The organism is Paenibacillus macerans (genome assembly GCF_050565405.1).
GTDB lineage: Bacteria > Bacillota > Bacilli > Paenibacillales > Paenibacillaceae > Fontibacillus > Fontibacillus macerans_B.
This window is the reverse complement of the sequence record NZ_JBNYYG010000001.1, coordinates 42,638-66,691: the sequence shown is the minus strand read 5'-3', so window position 1 is coordinate 66,691 and position 24,054 is coordinate 42,638. Positions and strand designations below refer to the sequence as shown.

The 24,054-nt window shown below is 51.1% G+C and carries 19 protein-coding genes and 2 pseudogenes; 5 read left to right on the top strand and 16 right to left on the bottom strand.

What is annotated here, in order from left to right; translation table 11 throughout:
- Window positions 1-30: 30 nt before the first annotated feature.
- The 4 genes from ACQ4N8_RS00325 to ACQ4N8_RS00310 form a co-directional block, all read right to left on the bottom strand.
- Window positions 31-1,653, bottom strand: coding sequence for an extracellular solute-binding protein (locus ACQ4N8_RS00325; RefSeq protein ID WP_430702316.1), 1,623 nt, complete (start codon window positions 1,651-1,653; stop codon window positions 31-33).
- 108 nt (window positions 1,654-1,761) lie between these two features.
- Window positions 1,762-2,658 (bottom strand): carbohydrate ABC transporter permease, encoded by an 897-nt coding sequence (locus ACQ4N8_RS00320; RefSeq protein ID WP_430702315.1) that lies wholly within the window; start codon window positions 2,656-2,658, stop codon window positions 1,762-1,764.
- Window positions 2,659-2,669: 11 nt separating this feature from the next.
- Window positions 2,670-3,584, bottom strand: coding sequence for an ABC transporter permease (locus ACQ4N8_RS00315; protein WP_430702314.1), 915 nt, complete (start codon window positions 3,582-3,584; stop codon window positions 2,670-2,672).
- Window positions 3,585-3,872: 288 nt separating this feature from the next.
- Window positions 3,873-4,721, bottom strand: a complete 849-nt coding sequence (locus tag ACQ4N8_RS00310) for an AraC family transcriptional regulator (RefSeq protein ID WP_430702313.1) — start codon at window positions 4,719-4,721, stop codon at window positions 3,873-3,875.
- Window positions 4,722-4,866: 145 nt separating this feature from the next.
- Between ACQ4N8_RS00310 and ACQ4N8_RS00305 the strand changes: the two genes are divergently transcribed.
- Complete coding sequence (locus tag ACQ4N8_RS00305) at window positions 4,867-5,808, top strand: MTP-1 family protein (RefSeq protein ID WP_430702312.1); 942 nt, start codon at window positions 4,867-4,869, stop codon at window positions 5,806-5,808.
- A 354-nt stretch (window positions 5,809-6,162) separates the two neighbouring features.
- Window positions 6,163-7,242, top strand: a complete 1,080-nt coding sequence (locus ACQ4N8_RS00300) for a substrate-binding domain-containing protein (RefSeq protein WP_430702311.1) — start codon at window positions 6,163-6,165, stop codon at window positions 7,240-7,242.
- Between the two features lie 132 nt (window positions 7,243-7,374).
- Here ACQ4N8_RS00300 and ACQ4N8_RS00295 read toward each other — a convergent pair whose 3' ends face one another.
- From ACQ4N8_RS00295 to ACQ4N8_RS00280, 4 genes are all read right to left on the bottom strand, one after another.
- Window positions 7,375-7,785 (bottom strand): HNH endonuclease, encoded by a 411-nt coding sequence (locus ACQ4N8_RS00295; protein ID WP_430702310.1) that lies wholly within the window; start codon window positions 7,783-7,785, stop codon window positions 7,375-7,377.
- A 212-nt stretch (window positions 7,786-7,997) separates the two neighbouring features.
- Window positions 7,998-9,392 (bottom strand): glycoside hydrolase family 32 protein, encoded by a 1,395-nt coding sequence (locus tag ACQ4N8_RS00290; RefSeq protein WP_430702309.1) that lies wholly within the window; start codon window positions 9,390-9,392, stop codon window positions 7,998-8,000.
- A 290-nt stretch (window positions 9,393-9,682) separates the two neighbouring features.
- Complete coding sequence (locus ACQ4N8_RS00285) at window positions 9,683-13,867, bottom strand: S-layer homology domain-containing protein (protein WP_430702308.1); 4,185 nt, start codon at window positions 13,865-13,867, stop codon at window positions 9,683-9,685.
- A gap of 791 nt (window positions 13,868-14,658) precedes the next feature.
- Window positions 14,659-15,501, bottom strand: coding sequence for an NAD-dependent epimerase/dehydratase family protein (locus tag ACQ4N8_RS00280; protein WP_430702307.1), 843 nt, complete (start codon window positions 15,499-15,501; stop codon window positions 14,659-14,661).
- Between the two features lie 119 nt (window positions 15,502-15,620).
- Here ACQ4N8_RS00280 and ACQ4N8_RS00275 point away from each other — a divergent pair, with 119 nt between their 5' ends.
- On the top strand, window positions 15,621-16,445 hold the full coding sequence (locus tag ACQ4N8_RS00275) for a helix-turn-helix transcriptional regulator (protein WP_430702306.1): 825 nt from the start codon (window positions 15,621-15,623) through the stop codon (window positions 16,443-16,445).
- 83 nt (window positions 16,446-16,528) lie between these two features.
- Here ACQ4N8_RS00275 and ACQ4N8_RS00270 read toward each other — a convergent pair whose 3' ends face one another.
- From ACQ4N8_RS00270 to ACQ4N8_RS00245, 6 genes and pseudogenes are all read right to left on the bottom strand, one after another.
- Window positions 16,529-17,311, bottom strand: a complete 783-nt coding sequence (locus tag ACQ4N8_RS00270; protein ID WP_430702305.1) for a sensor domain-containing protein — start codon at window positions 17,309-17,311, stop codon at window positions 16,529-16,531.
- A gap of 182 nt (window positions 17,312-17,493) precedes the next feature.
- Entirely contained in the window at window positions 17,494-18,237 is a 744-nt protein-coding gene (locus ACQ4N8_RS00265) for a CPBP family intramembrane glutamic endopeptidase (RefSeq protein ID WP_430702304.1), read from the bottom strand.
- 2 nt (window positions 18,238-18,239) lie between these two features.
- A complete protein-coding gene (locus ACQ4N8_RS00260) occupies window positions 18,240-18,821 on the bottom strand; it encodes a TetR/AcrR family transcriptional regulator (RefSeq protein WP_430702303.1) in 582 nt (193 codons plus the stop codon).
- A 474-nt stretch (window positions 18,822-19,295) separates the two neighbouring features.
- Entirely contained in the window at window positions 19,296-19,493 is a 198-nt protein-coding gene (locus ACQ4N8_RS00255; protein ID WP_430702302.1) for a hypothetical protein, read from the bottom strand.
- A 25-nt stretch (window positions 19,494-19,518) separates the two neighbouring features.
- Window positions 19,519-19,710 carry a helix-turn-helix domain-containing protein gene (locus tag ACQ4N8_RS00250; RefSeq protein ID WP_430702591.1) on the bottom strand — a complete coding sequence of 64 codons (192 nt, stop codon included), beginning with the start codon at window positions 19,708-19,710 and terminating at the stop codon, window positions 19,519-19,521.
- A gap of 322 nt (window positions 19,711-20,032) precedes the next feature.
- Window positions 20,033-20,566, bottom strand: a pseudogene (locus ACQ4N8_RS00245) (SDR family oxidoreductase); the annotation flags it as partial.
- Between the two features lie 1,225 nt (window positions 20,567-21,791).
- Between ACQ4N8_RS00245 and ACQ4N8_RS00240 the strand changes: the two are divergent.
- A complete protein-coding gene (locus tag ACQ4N8_RS00240; RefSeq protein WP_430702301.1) occupies window positions 21,792-21,977 on the top strand; it encodes a hypothetical protein in 186 nt (61 codons plus the stop codon).
- Between the two features lie 282 nt (window positions 21,978-22,259).
- Here the strand turns inward: ACQ4N8_RS00240 and ACQ4N8_RS00235 are convergent.
- Window positions 22,260-22,445: pseudogene (locus ACQ4N8_RS00235) on the bottom strand (SDR family NAD(P)-dependent oxidoreductase); the annotation flags it as partial.
- 89 nt (window positions 22,446-22,534) lie between these two features.
- Window positions 22,535-23,116, bottom strand: coding sequence for a TetR/AcrR family transcriptional regulator (locus ACQ4N8_RS00230; protein ID WP_430702300.1), 582 nt, complete (start codon window positions 23,114-23,116; stop codon window positions 22,535-22,537).
- Between the two features lie 176 nt (window positions 23,117-23,292).
- Between ACQ4N8_RS00230 and ACQ4N8_RS00225 the strand changes: the two genes are divergently transcribed.
- Window positions 23,293-24,051: an SDR family oxidoreductase gene (locus tag ACQ4N8_RS00225; RefSeq protein ID WP_430702299.1), complete on the top strand. Its 759-nt coding sequence runs from the start codon at window positions 23,293-23,295 to the stop codon at window positions 24,049-24,051.
- The last annotated feature ends 3 nt before the right edge of the window (window positions 24,052-24,054 follow it).

The window sequence follows — 24,054 nt, the reverse complement described above, 5'->3', positions numbered from 1 at the left end:
GTTTCTCACATCCTATGGTTTCGTTATCTATTAGTTTGCTATTGCTCTTTGTGCAGCATCATTATAGATTTTCAGCGCCTCATCAATGTCGCCCATTTTTTGGACCTTATCGATAAATGCCTGCCAATCATCGAAGCTGTTCTTGCCTGCTACGAATTTGGCCTGCTCTTCCGTAACGAACGTCTTAACCGGGTTCATAATCTCCGAGACCCGCTGGCTTTCCTCGCCCGTGAGTTGAATCGACGGCTCGCTCAACCAGGAAGGAACGTAGTCGTTCTCAGGCATTGGCAGACTCGTCAGGAATGGCGACTTCTCAATCGGCACCTCTTCATATTTGCTGTTAAATACCGTATAGTCTGTCGCGGCAAAGTCTACGAACGCTCTTGCATCGCTAACCATCTGCAAGCCGGGGTTATAGTTTTTACTTGCGCGCATACCGTATTTATCGCCTTCCAACCACGGATCCGCAGCATTTTTCAGCGAGTCCACAAAGGTCGGAACGCCGTCTTCCCCGATCGTATAAGTCGTGCCCTCAATTCCCCAAGTGATGAGTCTGATCATTTCATCCGAATATTGATAATCGATGAATTTGATCAATTCTTCAGGATTTTTTACTTTTGCGCTTAGGGCGTAGGCCCCCCAGCCCAAATCAGGAGTATTGCCATTCACGACTTCCTGCCAAGCCTTCCCATACTTCGGATTGTCGGGATACAGCGAGACTGCGAAAATCTTGCCGTCGTTGGCCGTTCTCGTGTATTCGGCCGGCGTCGTAAACCACTGCGTCAACCACATGAAGTTGTCGCCGTTCAACGCTTTTCTTTTCAGCGTATCGTCCGTATCAATCGTGTACTCCGGATCTAACAGCTTCTCCGAATACAGCTTATTCGCAAATTGGAGCGCGTCTTTATATCCTTCTTCCAGAACCCCGTATACATATTTCTCGCCGTTCCAGAAGATTTCGTCCCGAAGGTGGTTCGCAGAGAACAACGATCTTAGGCTGTTCCATTTTGTCGCGACGGGATATTTGTCGGGGTAGAGCTCTTTAAGCTTTTGGGCAGCCTCATAAAATTCATCGAGCGTTTCCGGAATTTTGATGTTATTGGCCTCGAACACGTCATAGCGGTAAGCGGACGTATTCTGGATGAGCATGCCCCGATCCTCGGGGAACCTGGGCGTGGAGGTTTCTTTAAAGGTGAACATCTCTCCGTCGGAATTCGTTACCCGCTTCATCCCGTTCTTTACCTTGCTAAGGTAATTCATATAGTTCGGCATTAAATCTTTATATTGGGCTAACTCGAGAAGCTGGCCTTGTGCGGCCATTTCACTCGTGTCATAGAATAGCGGCGTCACGAAGAAGTCCGTCAGATCGTCGCTTGCGATCATGAGCTTGACCTTCTCGTCATACTCGGAAGACGGAATATAGTTATATTCAATTTCTACCTTCTTGCCCATATAAGCTTCCATACGTTTGTGCCATTCCTTGCCTACCAGGCTATTCGGATTGTCCACGCCGTTCGCGGGCAGCGTCACCGAGAAGCGCATCACTTCTTGATCGTCCTCTTTGGCGACGGAATTTTTGGAATTATTCGAACATCCGGAAAAAACCATCAGCGCGACCAACCCAAGGACAAGCATTTTTGCCAGTTTGTTCATTCGATTTCCCCCTAAAATTTGACGATAAACCGCTTCTTCAAATCCGCTATTCATTACTTGCAATGAACCGTCCGCGTACTCACCTCCTTACACCGCCGCCTCCGTACCTTAGCCTTTGATGGAGCCGACGAATATCCCTTTGGTGAAATGCTTCTGGAAGATCGGATAGATACACATGATCGGAAACATGGTAATAATAATGACGCTCATTCGTACCGCCTTCGGATCAAGCGTTTCCCCCGGGGCATTGATGGCAACCGCGCCGCCGCCCACTCGTCCTTGAATCGCAGTCGTGTCCAAGGTGAACAGGTAGTTTCTTAACACCATCTGCAAAGGATACTTATCTTGATCTCGAAGATAAATCAAAGCTTCGAACCAACTGTTCCAGCTTCCGACCAGGCCAAATAGAGCAAAGGTTGCAAAAAGCGCTTTCGACAACGGCAGGATAATCTTGAATAGAACCACCAAATCATTCGCTCCATCGATATAGGCGGAGTCCTTCAGTTCAGAAGGAATATTCAGAAAGAAGGTTCGAAATAGAAACACATTATAAGCGCTGATCGCGCCGGGGAGAATCATGACCCATACCGTATCCAACAGGTTCAGACTGCGCATAAGCAGATAGGTCGGGATTAAGCCGCCGCCGAAAAACATCGTAATCATGAGGAAAAGGGTAAGAAACTTCTTGCCCGCAAATCCCGGGATCGTGAGCGGATACGCCATCAGCGCCGTAAACAACAGCATGATGCCCGTAGAGCCGACCGCATAAAGGATCGAGTTCAGATACCCTTTAAAAATGTAGGGATCATGAAATACCGTCGTGTACGCTTCCAGATTAAATCCCTTAGGCCAAATCGTTACGCTCCCGGAGGAGATGTAACGTGTAGCGCTTAGCGATGTCGCGATAATATGCAGAATCGGATACAGCACGACAATCAGGATGAATAGCATGATAACAACATTGATTACATCGAAAGCTCTGGAACCCAAGTTAGCCTTTTTCAACATCACACCACCTAGAATAAACTCGTATCTGAAACTTTCCGGCTTATCCGATTGGTCAAGTAAAGAATAATAAAGGAAATCACCGACATAAATAGTCCAATTGCCGTCGTGTATTCGTATTGCGCGCCCAGTATACCTTGGCGATAAACATAGGATCCGATGACATCCGCTACCTCGTAAGTCTCAGGCGAGTAGAGCAGAATGATCTTCTGGAAATCGCTCCCGAGGATTCCGCCTACGGCGAAAATCAGCAAAATGATCGTGGTCGGCTTGAGCGACGGCCATGTGACATGCAAGACCTTCTTCCATCGGCCCGCGCCGTCTACCTCGGCTACGTCATACAGCGTAGGATCTATTCCGCTTAGCGCGGCAAGGTAGATGATCGTACCGAACCCGACTCCCTGCCATATGCCGGAAGAGATGAAGATAGTCCGGAAAAAGCCCGGCTCAAGAAGAAACATGACCGTATCTCCGCCGAAGAAGGCGACAATATGGTTAAACAAACCGTCTCTCGCCGTAAATTCCTTAAGCATCCCCGCAACAATGACCACCGAAATAAAATGCGGGAAATAAGAAACCGTCTGTACAAACTTCTTGAAGCCCTTGTTTTTCAGTTCATTAAACAGCAGAGCCAATATAATCGGTGCCGGAAATGACCAAAACAAAGTATACAAACCTAGAAGCAATGTGTTCTTTAAAACCCGGAACGCCATGGGATCGTTAAAAAAAGAAGTGAAGTACTTTACCCCCACCCATTCGCTTCCCCATATCCCCTTGGAAGCGTTGAAATCTTTGAAAGCGATTAAAATTCCGTACATCGGAAAATAGTGAAAGATTAACAGCGTCAGAAAGCCGGGAAGCACCATAAGGTAGAGATAGCGGTGCTTGACGATTCTGGCCACTAGCCTGTTGTTGGTTGTCTTCAAAAAGGAACACCTCCTGACTGTTAACATGTTGCGGTCGGATACGGCGGGTGCTACTGCTCGCAGACGCATGAACCTGGCCATTTGGTTCGCTCTATATGTAAGCGCATTCATTTTCACCTCCAGACCGTATTCTTACGTTCGTCGAAAACGTAATAGCTTCCAGTTGCCGTCCCCTACAGATCGATCATCATGATGGTTCACACGTTATTATACCAGGTAGAAAATAACACATACCATTTACCTCGTCAACACATAAAAATGTCTGTAAATCCATTTAAAATTAGTATGCTATCTGTGAGTTATCCCGAATTGGCGATATCGATGCGGCGTTAGGCTATGCTTCCGCTTGAATAAATCGTAGAAGTAGCTGACGTTATCAAGTCCGATCTCTAGGCTGATGTCCACGATGTCCATATCCGTGTTCAGCAGCAAATTCTCGGCGTAGGACATTCTTAATTCGTTAATATACTGGGTCGGGGACATCCCGAGATGCTTCCTGAACATCCTGCATATGTAGGCATGCGATTTGCCCGACAGCTCAACAAGTGCAGCGGTTCCCCGCGTGAAGTGCTCTTTCTTTCTCGCCTCTCTGCATAGGGCCTTAAACCATTCCGGCTGTCCGGTTAGTTCAATCGGATCCGCTTCGGCCTTTATGTACCGGGAGAACAGGTCGGTCAAGATGGCTCTTACCTCCGCTTTGACGGCCAGCTTCTTCTCCTGCGGGATCAGACTGAGCTGGTCCAGCCGGTACCGCACATATTCCTTCTCCGTTTTGGACAGCACGGTCGACGGCGGCATGGCCGGCTCAAGCAGCCTTTCGCTTGGGAAGCCTTCTCCCAAGAAAGCAATCAAGTCGTTCAGGACCTCTCGATTGAACGACAAATTGATGAACTGGCAATCGCTATCCGCCGTCTGCTCATAGTAATGGACGTCCCGGTCCCGTATGAACACGAGTGTATTTTCCTGCAGCAACTGCCGTCTGCCGTTAATGACATGCACAACGCTTCCCTTCAGGATAAGAAACAATTCAAAGAAGTCGTGAGTATGCATGCCGATCGTATCGCGCACCGAAGCGATCAGCCGATAGTGGGCCTGGATTTCTGAATCAATGCCGTCCGCCGCAAGAAGCTTCAACATAGGCGATATCCCTCCTTGTTTGGATAGTGACAAGTTCCTCCGATGTCAAAACACCATAATGCATTCCAAAATGGAGCAAGATTGGGAGCAAGACTTTCGTTTAGGATAGTATTGTGATTGAAGCCTGAAAGGAGATTGGCCACGAATGAACTTACCCAAACAGCGCCAGCAATTCGAAGCAAACAAACGCATTTACGAAAGCGCCAAGCTTGTCTTCCGCGGAGTCGAAGGCTTTGATGTCTACAATCCTACGATTCCGTTCGAATGGAACGGCAAGCGCTACATTTACGGACGCGTGGAGAAACGCCAGGAGTGGGCGAGGTCATGGGTTCGCCTGTTCGAGCAGAGCGGTCCGGACGAGTGGACGGCCGTGCCGAATACGATGATTTATCAGCTTGAGGACCCTTATATTAGCGTGATCGACAAAGAGATCGTATTGGGCGGCACGCATGTTCGATACAAGCAGGGGCGGCTCGATACCTTCTACGGCTATTTCTACAAAGGCCGCGATCTTCATGATCTCTTCTACTTCACGACCGGTCCGGATTATATGAAGGACATTCGGCTCGTTGAGCTCCAAGACGGCAGGATCGGCGTCTTCTCACGACCACGCGGCGAAGATGTGCGCAAGCAATTCGGAAGCGAATCCTTAGTGGGATTCACCGTCATCGATAACCTGGACGCCCTGTCTCCGGAAGTCATCGAGAACGCCAATTATATCCACGGACTGTTCCACAAGGAGGAGTGGGGCGGCTGCAACCAGGCCTACTTGCTCGAGAGCGGGAAGATCGGCGTCATCGGCCATATCTGCTACGCTCAAGGGGATAGATCGACCTATATGAACATGGCCTTCGTATTGGACCCGCAGACGAATCAATTCTCGGATTTGAAAATCATCGGCACCCGTCCTTGTTATCCGGACGGCCCGGCCAAGAAGCCGCATCTGACCGACTGCGCGTTCACCGCCGGCATCGAAATGCGTCCCGACGGCAAGGTCAATCTGTACAGCGGCATCGGCGATACCGAAGCGGCGCGCATCGTCATCGATTACCCGTTCGAAAAGGAAGGCGCTATTGTAGCCTTATAATGCAACCTCTTACTCTTATAGACGGAAATACTCAAGCATCGAGCTGCCGGATTCCCCGGCGGCTCCTTTTTATGTCCCGCGACGGCGTGGTATAGTACCATTCATTTTGCAAGGGATTCCGTCTTGAAGTTATTATGATAGGTCAATGAAAACGTATGCTTTATTTGACCCTATAGTAATACGGACCTGCACGAAATTCAAACCTTTTATCTAATTTCACTCCATTCCTGCTTGTTTTCTGAAAAACGCCCGCTTATTCGACAAAATCTTTTTCCGAGATACGCTCCAAGTACGTATACTTTTTAAAGCGATGTGCGCTATAATTGAGGAAATATTGATACGAGGTGAACCTACTTGAGCAAGAAGGACTTGGCTCCGCCAAAGTACCAGATGGTGAAAGACTATGTCTTATCCCAGATTGAGAATCAGGAATTTACGAAGGATGACCGGATTCCCAGCGAGTCGGAATTTTCCAAGCTTCTGGACGTCAGCTCTATTACTGTGCGCAAAGCGCTGTCAGAGCTGGTAAACGAAGGCGTGATCTACCGCATCAGGGGTAAGGGAAGCTTTGTCGCCAGCCAAGCGGCCGTCCCGGAGAAGACCTCAAATCTGGTGGCCTTCGTCATCTCCGGCGTCGAGCTGTACGATAGTTCGTATATGCAGATCATGAGGGGCATCCAGTCCTTTCTGGGCAAGCAGGGTTGCAAGCTGATCATCGAATTCGTGGAGAACGACTTCGAACAGGAGCGAGAGCTCGTACTGGGGCTGATTCAAACCGAACTAAGAGGCATACTTATCTATTCTTCTGATCCCGAAGCTGCGAAGGGCTATCTCGGGGAGATTCGCAAAAAGGCGATTCCGTTCGTGATGCTCGATCGTTCCCCTTCCGGCTATCCGGTCAACGTCGTCACCTGCAACAACCACGATGGAGCTTATGAAGCAGTGGAATACTTGATAAAGCAAGGTCATCGACGAATCGGATTTGCGGCTTACGACTACTACCTGAGTCCGGAGGTTGACAGATACAACGGTTATTGCAACGCCATGTCGAATGCGTCCATTCCGATACCGGATTCGCTCTTGTTCCTGGACAAGGAACTGGACTACGCCCAACTTGCGCGCCTTATCCATAACGGAGAGCTGACCGCGCTGTTCTGCGCGAACGACAAGCGGGCCCTTGAGGTACTCGAACGGCTCACCGCACTTGACATTCGTATCCCCGAACAAGTATCCCTAATGGGCTTTGACGATTTCGAGAGCTCCAAATTCGCCAAGGTTGCCTTGAGCACCGTGAAGCAATATTTCGACGTCCTCGGCTATGAGAGTGCCAAGCTGCTGTTCGAAATTACCGAAGGCTCGTCTTATGGCAATAAGAAAGTCATGCTGCCTACAAGCTTGGTCATACGTGACACCATCAAGCCGGTGCAAGGTTAAGGCAACGCAAAAATGGCAATCGATGATGCAATCATGATGCCGAGAATTGAGCATCTGACTCAAAAAATTACCAAAAACCTTTTTTGATATAAACGAAAGGGCACTGACGGATGATGTCAGTGCCCTTTTATGTCAAACCCTCGACGATGAACCGCAGGTTGCTTTCATGATACGGTAACACAGCTTTACAGCATTCGGTACGGAATGCGCCTTTTCCTTGAAATAGGCGAACGCCGAGCGGTTTCCGCGTTTCGAGTTGCATTCGCTGCAAGAGGCAAGCAAATTCCGAGGAAGATCCGAACCGCCTTTACTCGAAGGGATAATATGATCGACTGTCGTTGCGGGACACCCGCACCATAAACATGTGTGATTGTCTCTTTCTAATGCCGCTTTTCGATAGTCCCGAAATGAGAACGGGTTGTATCGTAATTGGATGGTCTGCTCGTCGATCCAGACGGCACGGGTTCGGTTCACTTCCCGCCATGCCCGGTGCGGCAAGCATGGGGTTAGTTCCTGGCCATCCACATTCAGAACGGTTATCATTTCTTTCCCCCCTAAGTTTGAAGTAATAACCGCGGACCCTGGGTTCGTGGTTATGTATAGCGGGGGATGTACCAAAGCCTGTATGTCAATATGTCGATCCTATAATCATATCGAATCCGCATCTCCGTTTCCATTCCAATATATGTTATTGGATATCTCCCCCCGACGCTTCGCTCAAAAGAAACCAAGTTCGGAGCAAGATCTGCCCCCCCTCACCAAATACTGCGCAAATTCCATGCCGAAAGCGATCTCATCACCACGCTAGGCCCTTGCACGAACAGCCGGATCCATTCGCTGTCCACACGAAGAGGGTACACCCTGCCAGTCAAGCAGAGTTCGTCATTGACGAACATTTCAACAATGGAATGGTCGATAAACAAGTGAACCCGGAGCTCTTTAAGCTGCTGCATCTCGTATGGGGCAGCGAGTTCCCAAGCATGGACTCCCTCCGCTTGGCTCGATCGGGTGCGATCCAGTACAATGCGTCCCCCCGAAACGTCGAACATGAGGGTCGTTTGTTCTTGCCCGTCGGGCGACCGAAATACCTCGAATCCAAATGCAGCTTCAGATCCGGTCAGCTCAAATACGGCCATGATCTCGACGGCTTTTCCTTTTGTCCCTAGCTCATGATCGCCTTGCGGCCAGACCGTCTTCGGAAGTTCGTACGGGTTATCCCTTAATACCTGGAGCTCGGCGGCCGGTTTAAAGATCAGTGCGTTCGTATCCGGATGGAGCTCGACGGTTCTCGGGATCGACTGCGCCCCCGACCATCCCCGAATATCCGTCATCTCTCCGCGTGCGGTTTCGGGAAGCCAGCCCCACATGATTCTGCGTCCGTCCGGAGCAAGCATGGATTGCGGGGCATAATATCCTTCCCAGCCGCCATGATCCACGATGCCCTCCCGTTCCTTTACAAAACGCCAGTCTTCCCCCATGGAGCCAACAAGATATTTGACTTTGTCGCTTGGCGAATAAATCAGGACCGATTTGTCTTGCAGGCGGAAGTAATTGGGGCACTCCCAAAGGCTTTCCTCCCCCGTATGAAGGAGTCCAAGGAACGTCCAATTCCGCAGGTTCGCCGACTCGTACAATAACGCGCAACCTTGGCCTTGTACGCTCCCTCCCAGCACCAAGAGCCAACGGTCTCCCTCTTTCCAAACATAAGGATCCCGCCAATCCCGCACCATCAGGTCCTCCCCGTGGATATCCAAGGTTAACATAGGATTCGCTTCAGACTTGACCCATGTCCGTAATCCGTCGGGGCTGGTGGCCATCCATTGCTCCGCACCGGTTTCGGCATTCCTCTCGCCGTCACCAACGCTGGTGTAAAAAATGGTCGGCACCCCCCGATCATCGATCACCGCACAACCGGAGTAACAGTGCTGTTCGCCAAGCCCGGCGGACGGCGCCAGCGCCAGCGGCAGATGCTGCCAATGCACCATATCCGCGCTAACCGCGTGCCCCCAGTGAATGGTACCCCACTGATCCCCATGCGGGTTGTATTGATAAAACAAATGATATTGACCTTCGTGATAAACGAGTCCGTTCGGATCGTTCATCCAATTCGCAGACGGGGTAAAATGATAAACCGGCTTGCCTGAGGCCATTCAAGTTCCCTCCCTCTTCTCTTCTTGCTTCGCTCTGTCTGTATTGTGCAGGAAGGAGGAGACCATATCAAGGAGGATTTTTTTCAACATTCCTATAAAAAATGAAGGGCTTCACGTATTCTACGCAAAGCCCCTCGGGGTCTGAAACATATTGCTTAAAGAGTGCGACCTACCACCTGGACCCGTCGATCGTCCGCGATTTGGGAACTCCATCCGAAGTCGTCTACTTGTCGAAATCTCGTTCCCTCGCTTATCTACAAGCGCCGACACGGAGTTCGTCCCGCCGACTTCTATTTTCCTTCCGTCATGTTCATGATTCTGCCGATGACCATCACCGCTTCCGCACGGGTTGCCTGGGCTTGGGGGCGTATGGTGCGGTCCGGATACCCCGAGAAGATCCCCCGCTCCGTCACCGCTTCGATGGCATCCTTCGCCCAACTCGAGATCCGTTCCCCGTCCGCGAAGGATAGACCGGCCTTCGGCTTCTCCAAATGCAGGGCGTTCGCCGCCATCACCGCCATCTGCTCCCTTGTAATCGGCTGGTCCGGCGCAAAAAGATGGTCGTCAACGCCCCGGATGATTCCGTTGGCGTAGGCGATGGAGATCGCCGACCGGGCCCAATGCTTCTCCGTGTCGGCAAACGTTTTATCCGCCGCCGGTTCCCATGGCATGATCGAGCTCAGGATCGAAACGAACTCCGCCCGCGTAATCGGACGGTTCGGCCGGAAGGTGCCGTCCGGATACCCGCTAACGATCCCGCTCTTCGTGAGATCCCGGATCGTTTCTTCGGCGTAATGGCCTTGAATATCCGTTAATACGACCGCCGGCTCTTGGATATCAACCGTTCGGGAGATGGCCGCGAATTTAGTAAAATGATCGATGGTGCCGCTGACGGTGCCGTTTTCGTAGTCCATGTGCAGATCGTCCAACGCCACCCATTTCCCCGTCTCCTCGTTCAGCCAGACTAGCAGGATCGGGTTGCCATCCTCCCGCGTAACGTCGGCGTTCAAACGCAGTTGGATGGTCACAGGGAGAAGAAAATTTCCCGGTACGTTCTTCTTGAACTCGAATACCCGGCTGACCAGACGTTCCTGATCGGACAACGGCAGGGTACTCGTATCCGTCATCTCTTCAATCGTCACCTGGAACGGGCGATCCATCGCACCCGCAGGAAACCGGATTTCTCCTCCACCAAACTTCGCCGAGCCGCCGGCAGGTCCGATCGGATATACGTTGTTCGGCAATGACGGCGCTCCGCTGCTGGAGGACGTATTGCCCGGCAATGGCGCCGGGTTGCTGCTTCTCTGGACCAGCCGGAACCGATTGGATGCGACGTTCGTCTCGTTGCCCGTCTGATCTGCCGCTCTCACGTGCAGGTACCAGTCGCCGTCCGCTTCGCTCTTCGTCAAATTGGCGCCATTGACGAACGATGTCCAGCCTTCCGTTGGCGCAGAGGGATCCGTAGTCCACGCATATTGGAGTGTTGAAGCATCAACCCCGCTTCCGGTATCCCCTACCGTCGTTCGGGATGAAGCCGATACGTCCGCGAATTCCCGCCCGTTCGGGGAGAAATCGACGGCTGGAGGCGTTTGATCGATCCTCACCCTAAGCTCATCAGACAGACGATGGCCGGCTTCATCCTCCGCTTGGAAGACAACCCTATGATCCCCGTCCCCGGTGATTTCGAGGGGAGTCCCGTTCGCATAAGCTTGCGGCGATTCGCCATCTACCGTATAGGTAAAGGAGACGATCTCGCCGAATCCCGCCACGGCGTAGACACTGACGGTAACGCTCTGGTTCGTCCACTCCCCTTCCCCATAAGGACTGCCATCCCCTTGAACCATCTCCGGGGTCAAAGTCAGCCCGCCGGCACTGATTTTCACCGTGCGCTGCATCGTCGTTTCCAACCCCGCCTGATCAACCGCCTTGAAATCGATGACATGTACGCCGTCATCCTGCAGTTCAATACTTGACGCGTACGCCGTCCAGGTATCCCCGCCATCCAACGAGTAAACAAACTCGGTGACGTCCGCAGAATTGCCATAAACCGAGGCGCTCACCGTCACAGGCTGGTTGGTCCATGTTCCGTCTGGGTATTCGTCGCCATTTGACGTTGTCATCGTAATCGTGAGTTCCGGCGGCCAAGGTTGATCCGCCACGCTGAGCAACGGATGATTCGCCAAGTCCGAGACACCTCCCGCTTGCGAGTCATAGGACAGCTGGACGTCCTGGCCGCTGTGCAACTCCTCGCCGACCGTCAACTCCAAGGTCTTCGCCCCGGTCTTTACGAGATCAACAACCCCAATATCAATGCCGTCTGCGAGTACGGAAAATCCCCCCGTTGCAAGCAGGTTTACCTCTTCGTCAAAAGTCACCAGGAGGCGATTCGGAGATTCGACCCGGAGGTTCACGATCGCCGGAGGAGCTGTGTCGATGCCGAGATTCGCTGCAATTCCTTGCAAGGCGGGATACGTTCTTCCTTCCTCGATCGTCCAGGTCCCACCCCAATCCCACGTCTCGAACGTTGACTTGCGCTTCATGGCCGCGGTCGGCTTCCCGCCCCCATGGCCAGATGTTGCTGCATCATAGTATCCGGAGGTGACGGTGGAGGTCGGGCTGAAATCCCGACCTACCAACCCTCCGATTTCTGAACCGGAGCCCTGTACTTCACCTGCGGCATAAGCCCGGTTGACCGTTCCGACATGTCGTCCGATCAGACCGCCGGATTCGGAGGCCCCTACCACGGAACCGGTGGCGTAAGCATCCTCGACCAAGCTGCCCAGATCGGCACGGCCCACCAGGCCGCCAACCGCAATCGAACCGGAGACATCGCCGCCCGCGAAAGATTTCGTGATGACGCCGGGAAACATATTGCCCACCAGCCCCCCGACATTGTCAATGCCGCTTACGCTGGCCGTCGAATAAGACAATTCGACCGTACCTCCGCGGTTATCGCCGATTAAACCGCCGATGGAATAGTCTCCGCTGATGCGTCCGCCGTCCACCCCGATGCCGTGTACGCGGCCTCCGTCGCCGAGATAACCAATCAACCCGACTTGGCCGGTTCCCGGGCGATTGATCATTAATCCGCGAACCGCATGTCCTTGGCCATCGAGCTGGCCGGTGAAGGGGCCCAGCGTCGCGTCGCCGATCGGCGCGAAACCCGCCCCTGCTCCGGCGCTGGTGGCCCACATATCGGCCCGGCTGTCGTCCGTAAACACCGTGCCGAAATCCATATCGCCTGCCAGCGAATAAGCCGCCGTCAGATCCATCGCCATCAACTGCAGCTGATGGGCGTTGCCGATGACCTGCGACCATTCCGAACGGAGGAAGGGCCGCGAAGAACCTTCGATCATGAACCAGTCTGCCGCGAAGTCCAACCCCGTGTAGTTCGCTTGGCTCAGCGCCTCTGCGGTTGTAAGGCTTGACGCGACACACGAAACCCCGTAATCAGCGTTATTGTAGCCGCATCCGTCCGCCAGCCCTGAAGTCTCTGCATCCCAGTAATTGCTTTCCATCACGGTGCCGTTATTGGAACCAAGCACGCCGCCGGCATCGCCTGCGACGGCAGTAACCTCACCGGAGGCATGGGACTTGCCGATATAGCCATCTACCGCCATGCCGACCAGCCCACCGACGATTTGATCTCCGCCGACGGATCCGATGGTATAGGACCGACTAACGATTCCACCGGACAGATACCCCACCAAACCGCCTATGTAATTACCACTCGCATGAACCGTGCCGGCAAAGTAGGATCGATTTAGCTCTCCCCCTTCCTTTATTCCGACGAGTCCGCCAACCGAGTCGTTTCCTTCCACAAGGCCCGTCGCATACGATTCCGTTACCGTTCCATCGCTGCGTCCTACCAATCCTCCAACGTTATTCGTGCCGCTGGCATCCCCCGTGGCATACGAGGCGAGAATCTGGCCGTATTCGTAACCAACCAGCCCTCCAACCATTCCAGATCCCTGTACATCGACCCCGGCATGGGACTGCTCGATCGTCCCGTTATTGTTCCCTGCCAAAGCCCCGGTATCATTACCGCCCGTTATGGTACCGCCCTCCATGCCCAGGCTGCGGACCATCCCTCCCGAACCGATCATTCCGAACAGTCCAACGCCATCCTGAGACGGCCGGTTGATCGTCAGGTTGCGGATGACATGCCCCCCACCGTCGAACACCCCCGTGAACTGCGTGGAGCCGTCTCCGCTGCCTCTTTCCCCGATCGGCATCCAGCCCGCTCCGCCGTCCCAACCCTCCGCCGCCGACGCGTCGATATCCGCGCCAAGCCGATAGTGGGCCGTCAAGTTATCCCGTACGGCGTCAAGCTGATCCAGCGTCGTGACGATAAAGGGATCCCCCGCCGTCCCGCTTCCAGCCATCGCCGTTCCTTCCGATTCCGCAAAAACAGTCATTGGCAGGACACCCAACGCCAACGACAGAACCATCACCCATACGAAAACGCGCTTCATTCCGTTCAACCCTTCCTCTCATTTCCTATACCAAATAATACTTATTCTAAAATTATAAAAGATCTCGTTGGCTATCGAATCTAACCGCGGTTATAGATTCGGTTATAGAAGGCGGGAACGGTTGGGATTCAAAGGGATCGTTCCGCTTTATGGAAGAACATAGGCATCGTTTTTATCACCTTTTTGCCATACCTCTCTTAGAACGGAGCGGAACAAATCATCAAGCTGCCGACCTTGGGCCCCATCAGTCGTTTTCATACCTTGGCCAATGAGATCCATTTGCTGCTGTCTTCCGTCAACCGACTTGACCATCACCGAAACGGGTCCCTTCCAGAGTTACTTGTTTGAACAACATCAGAGTTTTGGAATGGTATTTGCTCTGGTATCATACCCGGCATCACGCCTTGATGAGCACCCGGCTGAGGAAGATCCTTTCTTCCGCATCAGAACCTATGGACCCGGCGGCAGCGGAAACCCTCCTGAAGGAGATCGAAAGAACATACGGCGAGCGACACCTACCGGGTCCGGGTCTCCCTGCCTAGAGATGAACAGGAGTATTTACTTTCGAAAATCCGTTTTCTTGGGAAGCGGGTCCGGGTTTTCGAGGGTGATTATTTGAAACAAAGAATGCTTGAAGCCTCGATGAAGGTTTTGGAGCGTTACGGGGTTGTTGTTACGGTCGATGAAGAAGAGCTATTATCGTAAACTGACTATAGAGGAAGCAAAAACCCGCTCACAGAGCGGGTTTTTAGTATGGGGGCTTAGCTGAGCGTCATGCGGTACCTTTTTTGTTAAAGAGCACCTGCATCTCTTGCCGAATAGAACGACGGATATATCGGCCGATAATGCAATTCCTCTCTGATCCGCATCGTATCGACGACCATGTCCCATGGGTCAAAGTCCTGCTGCTGCGCTTCTGGAGATGCTTCGTAATGATGCAGCTGAAGCAGCTCCGCGATGGAGATCGGCGCATCGTCGGCAACATTGTAGATTCGCCCATCTATATTAGGTGTCGAAACCGCGAGCATTAGCGCTTGACTTATATCGGCATGGTGCGCCATATGGATTCGTTTCGCCGGATTCCAATTACAAAATATCGGCAGAACTTCTGCGATATGAGGATCGCGCTCGCCATAAACAAATGGAAACCGCACGATGCGCAGACCTAATCCCTTCTCCCGATGAAGCTTTAACAGCGCCGCTTCGGCTTCAACTTTCGTTTGCGGATAAGCAAAGGCAGGCCGGGGTTCGTCATCTTCATGCTTCGGTCTCGAAGGCCCCCCAGATCCGTATACGTTATTCGTGCTGGAGAATACAAACCGTGGCACCTCCGCCTTTAAGGCAGCACGAGCTAAAGCTACACTGCCATCGATGTTTGCTATTCTTGTCGTGTTCTCGTCTACGCCGCGGAACTGAGCTGCCAAGTGAACCACAACATCCGTACCCCGGAGTGCCTCCAGATAGCTGTCCGGCTGCAGAAGATCGCCTTCTACGACCTCAGCCCCTTGCTGAATAAGCCATTCCGCCTTGGCGGCGTCCCTAACCAGCACCTTCACGTTGTAACCATGTTTCAGTAAACGCGGAACAAAGCGGCTTCCTACTTTGCCTGTGGCTCCGGTGACAAAAAAGTTCATGTTCCAATCCCCCCAAGTTTTTTTAGACGCTACACTGGCAGTATAATAGAGTGTGCGAGCAGCTTCCTTCCTGCGTGGATCGTAGGATTGGGAGTGTCAGGCTTAAGGGGGAATCATACATGGATGACATTCCAGCCAAAATGTCGTTAGGCGAATTTTTGCGATCACGTCGAGAGCGTCTGACTCCAGCGGAGGTAGGGTTAGCCTCCTATGGACAACGACGGACCCCGGGTCTTCGCAGGGAAGAAGTGGCCCAACTTGCCCATATCGGAACCTCGTGGTATACCTCCTTGGAACAAGGCAGAAATGTCAATCCATCCGAGGAGGTACTCAATAGCATCGCCAAAGCGCTGCGATTGACTGAGGATGAGCGTCGCCATCTTCACCTTCTTGCAAGGCCGGCACAACCGGAACCGGTCGAGGATCAGAAAATAAATGTAGGCTTGGAACGGACGATCCGAGCTCTTGATCCGAATCCGGCATTTGTGCTCGGAAGATGTTGGGATCTGCTGCTGTGGAACAAGGCGGCCGAGTTCGTATTCCGATTACCGCCATTTGTAAATCACAGGTCGCAGAAACTCAATTGGATGAGACATCTGTTGACGGACGCCCAGCTCGGGTCAAACATTAAGGATTGGGAAGCCGGGGTACGAGTCTTAATTGCGCAGTTTCGTGCGGATTACGCACACTTCCCTCATGAGGCAAGGTTCAAGGGGCTGATTGAGGAATTGATGCAGAGTAGCCCGTTATTTCGCGAAATATGGCCGCTGCATGACGTCCAGGTCGTGAACGCTCGCCACAAACGGAGATACGACCCCCGAATCGGAGAAATGGAATTTGAACATGTAACGTTACAACCGCCGGCCCAACCGGATCTGAAGATCATGATTTATACCGCTTCAGCGGATACGGCGACGCGGTTGCAGCGGGTGATAGAAAAATGAGTTCTGTCAGAGCGACAGAACTCATTTTTGTCTTGCGGTTTTACCGATCTGCTGAGACTTATTACTAGCTTCTAAAGCGCTCTTTATGCGAGCCACAATTTCTCTTGCGTAGGTTGCTCGCCTGGGTACTCCTCATATTGCGGCTGAACTGGCGCGTGGAATTGAGCTGAGGCCGGCTCTGGCGCCGGCTGCAGATAAGCCTCGTCCACATACATGATTCTGCGCTGAACCTGCATGAGACCATTCACGACGCGAAGCGCGATCCAGAACAACACAAGGCCAACGCCTACGGAGAGCAGATACTGCTGATTATAGGTCCAATCGATCTGAAAATACGTAAACAGGGTATTTTCCAAAATATCCAGCTTCATTTCATTCATCAGAATGATATGCACAACCGGAAGCGCAATAAATCCGAGTCCCAAGGCCAGCGCCGTCACCATCACCGCAAAGAAGACAATGCCGGTGACAAACCGAAGGATGACGAGCATCAGATTTCGGAAGAATAGCTCACCGTCAAACCCCTTCACCATGCGCTTGAACCAATTCTGTCCAGCTTCCGTCTGCGGATGGTTGGCAGCCGAAACAGGCGGGACTGGCAATCCCAAGATATGCCGAATCAGACTTTGCTCAAAACTCACAATCCCATTCAACAGCTTAGCTACTCCAAAAAACAGCGGGATCCCGATAAATACCGGAGTCAACGCAATGGAAAGGGCAAGCCCCGTGATCGCCAGCGTTAAATAGATAATCCCCAACGGGAGAGAGAGCAAGAGATAGAGCATCGTTGCATAAGTTTTGGGATTAAACAGCACCCAATTGACCTTCCCCGCTCTCGCCACATTCGTCGCTTCTACTGCTTTCACTTTCAAACACTCCTTTAACTTCATCAGTCACGCGCTAAGTTTATAAACCCATTATAACTACCTTATTTGCGCGACATAACCGTCCTAGGGGGTGTTTGAAGCTAGACTTTAGGCTAGGGTTGGGGGGATTTCTTATGTATGTTGTTCCGGATGACCGTAACCCGCTCGGCCCTTGGTTCTGTTCAGGCCGCTGCCGTTCCGCGTTTCCATAAACCGACCGTGAGGATCAACAAAATCAATACCTGGGCCGAAACCACGACCAACGCCGTTTGGTCGAAGACCAGCTCCGTGCTGAAGGAGAGGAAGTTATGGACGGCATGCCACACAATACCGATCCAAAGACTGCGGGTAACACTGACGATGAGTGCAAGCACGATTCCGACGAGAAAAGCAAAGACAATCTGCAGCAGCACCTCGGCAGGGTTGGTTCCGCTTAGGGCGTTAGCGGCATGAAGCACGCCAAAGACTACGGACGAGCCGATTACGGCCTGTTTACGGCTTCTTCGCGACAGGAAGGAGAAGGCCAATCCCCGAAAATAGAGCTCTTCGTTAAAGCCAACCATAATGGTGAACAGAGCCAGTACTGCGTATTCCGCGCCCGGACGGGTAAATGCATCGGGCCCATAGGCTACAAACGGAATCACCTCCATCAGCAGCAGCGGCACGCATAACCAAATGAAACGAACGCTGCGGAATGCAGGGCGGCGAAAGCCAGCCGCTTCGGCCGAAATCCGGGAACGGCGCAGCATCCACAGGCCCGCCAAAATGGATAAAATCACGGACGCCGTCATGACGAGGTAAGCCAGAACTTCCGCCAATTCGGCGACTTGGGCCGCTGCAGAGCCGACAGCGGTCAGGAAGGTGCAGATCAGTGCCGCGATGACGGCGGCGATATAGGGATGTTTGGTGATGAATTTCTCGGACATGGTTAAAGCTCCTCACCTTCTTTTTTGAGTACAACCAGCAAGCCTTTAAATACGTTGCCTAATGCGTCTCGCGCCTCCGCGTCGTCCATCGTGCTGCCATTCGTTGCGACCAAAGAGGCAATGCCGTGGGTCGTGTACCAGATCCCGGCATATAATCTGCGCGATAGATCAGGCGAAAGTCCGGTCATGCTTCCGATCATCGCAATCACCTGGTCGTCGCCTTCGGTGGAGCCGGCAATCTCGGTCACCTTCTCCTGCTGCAGCCGGTTGGACATAAATAGAAGCTGAAATAGCTTCTTCTCCGTCCGTGCAAACCGGATATAAGCAAGCCCCATCTCCAGGAAGCCGTTCCCGCCACCCTGCATCGCCGTCAGCATGGCCGTATTGTATAGATGCTCGGCATAAGCATAGAGCGCTTCCCTCAATTCCTCCATCGAAGCAAAGTGGCTAAAGATCGGCTGCGTGGAGGTGCCCAGCTTCTTCGCGACGTTTCGCGCGTTGACGGCATCCATTCCCTCTTCACGCAACAGCTCTAGCGCCGCATCCAATACGATTTCCCGCGTCACCTTCGGTTTTGGGGGCAAATGACCTCCTCCTCACTGATGTAAAATAACACCTGTTATATTACGTATGTTATTTTATGTACGCGAATATGTCAACGATATTTTTTCGGGTTGCGGTAGACTAGATGCTATACCCGTTTAAGGGAGGCAGCCTCCCTCTACTCTTCCAGCCGAATCCCTACCAGATTTTCGGCCAAGTCCACATCGATGTGATCCAGTTGCACTTTCACCATGCCAAGTCTACGAGCATCACTTACGCAAAAAGCGACCAATTAAGGTCGCTTTTTCTGAATGATGATTGGTGTTAACCAGCAAACAAATCCGTTTGTTTGCTCCTAGCCTGCCGACAAATCTGCACTTCGAGAGCTTTGGAATTAAGTCGCATTGCAATTTGATCAGGATCAACAACCTCTCCGGTCAACTTCCTCATTTGCAAGCTATTTGTACTTCTACCAGCACCGTTGGTGCCCGCAAATACCGTCATGAGGTTGATGTTTATTCAAAATACTTCCGCTCTGTCCGCTTTCCCTGTGGATCGAAAATGATCTCGAACTTATTCCCGTCCGCATCTTCACGAATACGTCTGTTATTCCTTATATAGTAAATGGATGCACCAGCTTGTTTGGCTTGTTGACGAGCACGTTGACTGGCCTTCTTAAGTATACTTTGAAGCAGTTCTCGTTCGACTGTCATAACAAAGACTCCTTTTCATGTCCATTTATTCTTTGTTATCAGGGATATGCTCCAACAAATCACCGGGTTGACAATTTAATGCTGAACAGATCTTATCAATGATCTCAAGAGAGACATATTCATTGGTGTTCAACTTTGCCATTGTAGCTGATGATATGCCCGTCATTTTTAATAGCTCATGTTTCTTTATTTCCCGATCTATGAGTAATTTTTTAATAAACTTTGTATAGGCAAAATTATCTTTATATCAAGACAATCCGAGAATCCCTTCCTGACAACCTCCAGCAAACTTTATTCCTTTATGAAGACGCTCAAATCACCTTACAAGCAATTCTAGAAATCAAAATATATCTGCAAGGGTTTAAAGATGCCTTGCATCTCTTTAATGAATTACATATCACTAAACTTTAAAGACCTGCGGCTTTTTTCAACCCTTCAGGATTTGGTTGAGCAAATAATAATTCAGCCCTCTAATCATTTGGATGATTTGAGGGCTGAGTTTGTACCGGTAACAATATCGCTAACCTCATCGATACCGGTTACAAATGGGATCCCCCGCTGACATCAATGAGCTGACCCGTCACCCACCGGCTGTCAGAGGAGGCGAGGAAAGCGGCGATATCGGCCACATCCTCCGGCTCCCCCCATCTTCCAAAAATCGAAAACTCGGCGCCCAACTTCCGGCTCTCCGGGTGCTGCAGCATGGCCGCATTCATGTCCGTGGCCACGAATCCGGGCAAGATGGCATTGACCGTAATCCCGCGGGGGCCGAGCTGACTCGAGAGGGAAAGCTTTAGCGCGTTCACGGCTCCCTTGGTCATGTTATAGGCGGTAACCGCCGGGAGCGAGATTCGGGTCGTGGCGGACGAAATGTTGATGATCCGGCCGCCTTCCCGAATACGCGGCAGCGCTTTTTTCGTCACAAAGAATGGGGCTTTCAGATTGATGGCGATCACTTCATCGAAGCTGGGTTCGGTGGTTTCCTCAATCGATGTGGTTAGGGGAAGCCCGGCATTGTTTACTAAAATATCAAAGTGAGGCTCCCCTGTGCATATGTTTAAGTTTTTAGAAAGGATATTATTTATCTCAACTAAATAACTTGACTAAAATTAGAAACAATGTACCCTATAACATAGGAATAATTTTCTAATTATATTATAAAAATGGAGGTTATTATTTGGAAAAGTATGTTAGTTCTATAATCTTGTTTATAACAGGGTATTGTTTGCTGAATTTATCTCCATCATTAGAACCATTATTTTTGTTTAAGATATTTTTTGGTTCCTTCTTTTCCGAGATCGAAATGTATATTTTACATATTTTAAATATTGTGGGATTAATACTAGTAGTTTATTCCACAATAATCCTTATTTATAAAACTATAAAAAGATAAATCTACTAACGTTGCTAATTAGCAATTTAGGGGCGTTTCGATCATACTTGCTTAAATAATAATTAATTAGTTAAAAACGATCTGATCTTGGTCAGAAGTACCCCATTGTAATGGAGTTTTTGTAAATGATGCACTTACCTCAAAGGGGTATTTTAAAGTAAGACTTGTTAGTGTTGCACTTGAACTATTCCAAGTGTGAATCCATTGAGATTTCATATAATACTTTGTTCCGCTGGTCGGTTTACTGATATAAAACCATGCGAAACCGTGCGTACCTTATCCCTTATTCTCGTAATCAAGAAACGTATAGGTTGCACCTGAATCCTGATAACTATAAAGAGAAGCGCCACTAGAAAATCTATTGTAATCTTTATCTTGCATAACTATATCGCCGTTCGTTCCTTGAGAATTAACAGCCTTTCCGTACTCATCTGTAACAGCAATACCTATAATGTCATATGCTGCAGATGATGTTGAATCCCAATTAGTACCAGTGAAGTCCCAGAGTGCTTGTACTAAATAGGTTCCGGTTTTCGAGTCTATTTATTCCCTCTAATTACCTAATTTTTGAAAACTATTTCCATTAGCGCAACTATATAAAGAGAATGAAGCTTATCTGGATTTTCTCGAAGAGAAAACCGTCGCATAATAAAAACTTCCCCTGATAATGGGGCAGTTGCTTTAAAGGATTAAACCTCGGCAGGTATTCGACCGATATTGTGTTAAAATAATTGAGTTGTACTTATAATGCCCTTATTAATAAAGATATGGGGGCTGAGCGATGAGCTTGGACAAGGGGAAAAATACTTTGGAATCGTATACGATTGATATTCATGCTTCAGAGATTCAGACCGTTGGGGAACTTAATATCCAGGCAGTTTATAACGCTGGAAGCCAGGACGCGGTTGGCCGAAGAAAAATTCAAAAGAGGGCTGGCGTCAAACCGCAGATCTGCAGAAGTTGAAGGGATTACCGTGCATCCGGTGGTCGAAGAATTGGCCATGCGCCAGTTCAGAAATGAGATAACCGGTGACCAGGCTCGGAGGGGGATTTTAAACGCTCACAACCTGGATCTGGATTTGATGAAATAACCTAAATAAAAATAATCTTAATGATTAAAACCACCGGCTTTCTGAACTGCACCCCAATCGTTAGATGGTATCTAACAATTGGGGGTCACTTCATTCACACCGGTGGTTTTTTTGGATGCAGCTCGCGGCAAGTGGTAGGGGCAGCATCCTTTTCCGGGAAAGACGAAATGGCCTCGTTCATTCCCTAATTTCACCTCTATTTTATCATATCTCCGTATGAGGTGAAACAGTCGTTGAAGTGAGGGAGCTTACGATATGCATCATAATGACTCGTTTTACTCAACCGATCGCAAACGCGGAACCCCCTTGCTGCCCGATCGCACGCACCGTATCTTCCGCAGCGCCATGATTCTTTGCATAGTGAACTGCCACTAATGCCCCCTCTGCAGCCAATCGCAATGCGATGGCACGCCCGATCCCGCGGCTCGCGCCGGTTACCAATGCTGCCTTACCCGTCAACTTGCTCATGTCCTCATCTCCCTTGCTATTTTTCAGCAGACCCCTTCGGTTTCACTAAAGTTATAGCACGAGGGGGATTTCGGAATGCTGCTCTTCTATTATCCGGTGACGGGGGCTAAACCTGCGGCAACGACCACCAGAACGTCTTTCACCGTGTCTTCCGCCGAACTCTGCTGCGGTTGCCTGCTCCACTCCATGGCCGCTCCAAAGATGCCCCAGCTTGCGATCCGGGCGGTCGTCTCCACCGTCTTGCGCGAAACGGAGGGTTCCGCTTGTTCGCTTAACCAGGCAAATAAGAGGTCATAGAGTTCTTTTTGCATCACGAGCTCAAACAAGGTCTCATACTGGCGATCCGCCAAAGACATGTAAGGACGCGTACAGAAAAGAAAATCGAAAACGATCAAAATCAGCGTCCGCAGGCTCCCGATATCGGATAAAGCCGCATTCGGCAGCTCATCCTTCAGCTTCTCCAGGAATTTCTCCCTCATCCAGCTCTCCAGAAACGTGAATTTGTCTTCAAAATGCGCATAGAACGTAGAGCGATTTACGGTCGCGTAGGCCGTAATATCTTGTATGGTAATCGACGAGACATTCTTCTTCTGCTCCAGCAATTCCATAAAAGCTTGCATCAGGAGCTGACGCGTCCGTTTCACACGGGGATCGTCGGGGTTCGTGAGCATGTTAAGCCTCTCCTCTCTATCAGGATATAAAAAAACAACAAATCCGAGCATGTGTTGGATAAGCCACGAATGCGCCGGTTTATTGGTTGTATGAGCCAAATCGCTTAGATAAGATTAGCACAGACAGGGTGTCTATGAAAGCCGTAAATCGTTTCAACCAAGGGAGGAAGAGGAGAATGGATCACAATCAGGGAAATAAATATGCAGGCAAAAAAATCGTGATTACGGGAGGAAGCAGCGGGCTCGGCCTTACGACAGCAAAGCTACTGGCGGATGAAGGCGCAAGCGTCCTGATCACCGGGCGTACCCAGGCGAAGCTGGACTCCGCGCGCGAACAACTTGGCAGCAACGCGGTCGCTGTGCTCAGCGACGCCGCGTCGTTAACGGATATCGACGAATTGGCCGACCGGGTCAAGGCCGAATTCGGAACGATCGATGCCTTGTTCGTCAACGCCGGCATCACGGGCTTTGTTCCCTTCGAATTGACGACCGAGGAAATGTACGACGAGTTGCTGGCGATCAACGCCAAAGGTCCGTACTTCACCGTGCAGAAACTGACCCCGTTGCTCAACGAAGGAAGCGGCGTGGTGCTCACCACCTCGATCGCGAACACCGTAGGGATCCCGATGCTCAGTGCTTATGGGGCCAGTAAAGCCGCGCTGCGCTCGATGACCCGCAGCCTGGCCCGCGAGCTGCTGCCGCGGAAGATTCGCGTCAACGCGGTCAGCCCCGGCCCGATCGACACCGGCATCATGGAGAAGTCGATGCCGAAGGAAGCGGCGGAACAGACCAAAGCGCAGATGGAACAGCAGATCCCCATGCTGCGTTTCGGCGACTCTATCGAGGTTGCCAAAGCCGTCGCATTCCTTGCGTTCGACGCGACTTACACAACCGGAGCCGAATTCCCCGTGGATGGAGGCGGCTCTCAGATCTAAAGG